The organism is Gordonia sp. NPDC003950 (assembly GCF_053605205.1).
Genome location: NZ_JBSGIT010000054.1, coordinates 1 through 2,834 on the forward strand (window position 1 = coordinate 1; position 2,834 = coordinate 2,834).

The following is a 2,834-nucleotide window of genomic DNA, read 5'->3' on the forward strand; positions in this document are numbered from 1 at the left end:
GGTCCCACCCAACGAGTACGAACACACCCACTACGCTGGCCTCAACCCCGAGGATCAGCCCACCATCGAGGCGGCACGAAACCGGGGGTGATTCAGTACAGACCGGCACCCATCATCCCGCCTACGCCGATCGCGGTCGCCGAGGCCACGCCGATGGCGCTTTTGCGAACCGGCTGAGTTGACGACGTCATGTGCTCACTTTCTCGTTTGGGCGGCATGGGCGGGATGCGGCCGCACCATGGCGACCTCACGCAGATCCTGCACGAACATCTCCTCGGCCTTGTTCCACGGGCCCGACCGCCGGTCGATGGCCTTCTCGGCCACCAGCCGCACCGCGCCGAGGATGAACACCCACACCACGCAGTACGCCAAAGTCACGCCCACCATCTCCCAGGGCAGCGCAGTCATCAGCCAGCCGAATCCGCTCATCAGAATGGCCAGAATCTGGGTTCCGGCGATCGCGGCGACAAGTTGCCACGACGGGAACGGCCGCAGGAAGAACCACCGCTGCGCACGGGTGACGAAGATCAGCAGGTGCCCGCCGGTGACGAGTTGCAGGAACACCGCCGTCTGGATCTGATCCATCGCCAGGTGCTGGTCGCCCGACCACGACGCCACCCCGAACAGTCCACCGCTGACCTGCGCCGCGCCGTAAACGAGGAACAGCAACCCGAGAGACTGGATCACCGAAAAGAAGCCGAGCACAGCGGAATTACCCCAGAACCTTCGGCATCTGCCACCGAATCGGTTTCTTGCTGACCGGGGTGTTGTCGTAGGCGATCGTCATGATCGGCACATCGTCGAGCAGCGAGATGATGACGATCATGACCGCCGTCAACGGCTGGAAGCCGAGGATGAGTGTCGCGAGGACAACCAGAAACATGATGTCGATCGTGAGGGCGACGCGGTAGATGGTGTAGCTGTTCACCCGCCCGAAGATGCGCCGCGCCTCATCGATCGCGCTGTTGATGACCGAGAGGCCGGGCGCGGTCAGGATCAGCGCCGCCGCGCCGCGCGCGGCATCGGTGGCACCCGAGACGGCCGTGCCACAATCGGCCTGTTTGAGTGCCGGCGCATCGTTGACGCCGTCGCCGGTCATCGCGACGAGATGACCACGCTGCTGCAACGACTTGACGATCGCGTACTTGTGCTCCGGGAACACCCGGGCGAATCCGTCGGCTTTCTCGATCGCATCGGCGATCGCCGGTGGCACGCTGTCGGGATCGAAATCGGCCGGGAAGACGTCCCCGGCGGTCAGGATGTTGGTGCCCAAACCCAGTTCTCGTGCGGTTTCGACGGCGATGGCGGTGTCGTCACCAGTGATCATCCGCACCTCGACACCCTTCTCGCGCGCCAGATCGATGGTCGCTTTACTGTCATCGCGGGGCGGGTCGAACATCGGCAGCACCCCGAGCACCGACCAGCTCGACCCCCGGTCGTCGCACGATTCGGCAACGGCCAGTGCGCGATTGCCGTGGGCGGCGAGATCGGCGACCGACGTCGTGACGGTGGCCGACACATCGTCAGCGGCATTGGCCAGGTCAAGGATGGCCTGCGGAGCGCCTTTCGCGACGATCTTGGCCGTCCCGTCCGCGGAGCGGACCAACGCCTTGGTGTACTTGGTGACGGGATCGAACGGGGTGAACTGCTGCACGGTCCAGGCAGAGACGGCGCCGGGGTCGGCCAACCCCGCGATCACCGCGTCGTCGATCGCATCGTGGTCCTCGGCACGCGAGGCGAGTGCGCCGGCCAGGATCACCTCCGAGCCCTGCGTGGCGGCCACCAGGATCGGGTCACCCAGGGTGAGCTTGTTCTTCGTCAACGTGCCTGTCTTGTCCGAGCACAGGATGTCGATGCCCGCCACCTCCTCGATGGATTGCAGACGCGAGACGATCGCCTTCTGTTTCGACAAAGCGAGCGCGCCGAGTGCCATGGTCACCGAGAACACCGCGGGCATCGCGACCGGAATGGAGGCAACCAGCAGGACCAGCACGAACTGGACGATGCCCAGTGCCTTGTTGACCTGATCGCCTGCGCTGCCCGACCATTCGGTGTCGAAGTTGTGGAACACCTCGAACAAGACGAGGACCGCCGCCAACGCGACGGCGACGATGATCAGGAAGTTACCGATCTGGAACATCGCCTTCTGGGCATGGGAGATCGTGCCCGCTCCCGCGACCAGCTTGGCGGTCCGGCCGAAGAAGGTGCTACCGCCGGTGGCGATGACCACCGCCGTGGTCTCGCCCTGCTTGATGATCGACCCGGAATACGCCTCGTCACCGGCGTTCTTGCGAACCGGAACCGACTCACCGGTCAACGCAGACTGATCGATCGAGACGTCCGCGTCGCCGAGCAACCGCAGATCCGCGGGCACGATCTCGCCGAGGCGGATGCTCACCACATCGCCCGGCACCACGGCATGCGAGGCGATCGTGGTCCACGAGCCCGCGCGCATCACCGTCGCCGTCGGCGCCAGTCCCTTCTTGAGGGCCGCGAGCGCACTCGCCGCCTTCCGGTCCTGCCAAAATCCCAGTGCCGCGTTGAACAGCAGCAAGGCCACGATGATGATGAAATCGTCCCAGTGCTGCAGCGCCCCGGAAACCACCGCCGCGATTTCGATCATGTAGGCGATGGGACCGGTGAAGTAGGAAAGGATCTGGCGCGCGAGACTCTGCGTCTTCTCCGGGATGCCATTGGGCCCGTATTGCGTCAGGCGCGCTGCCGCCTCTTGTTCCGTCAGACCTAATGGGTCTTACTGGATCGTCTACGGTGTGGCAGGTTCAGTACTGGTAGCGGTCGCTGGGATAGCACTCGTTTGACCCGGAGCATCCGGC

The 2,834-nt window shown here is 64.7% G+C and carries 2 protein-coding genes; both read right to left on the bottom strand.

The genetic code is table 11. The features are described from left to right. Positions 1 to 195 precede the first annotated feature (195 nt). Positions 196 to 687, bottom strand: a complete 492-nt coding sequence (locus ACWETB_RS23750) for a hypothetical protein (RefSeq protein ID WP_452214047.1) — start codon at positions 685 to 687, stop codon at positions 196 to 198. 25 nt (positions 688 to 712) lie between these two features. Beyond that, positions 713 to 2,740 (bottom strand): plasma-membrane proton-efflux P-type ATPase, encoded by a 2,028-nt coding sequence (locus ACWETB_RS23755; protein ID WP_452214049.1) that lies wholly within the window; start codon positions 2,738 to 2,740, stop codon positions 713 to 715. Between the last annotated feature and the right edge of the window lie 94 nt (positions 2,741 to 2,834).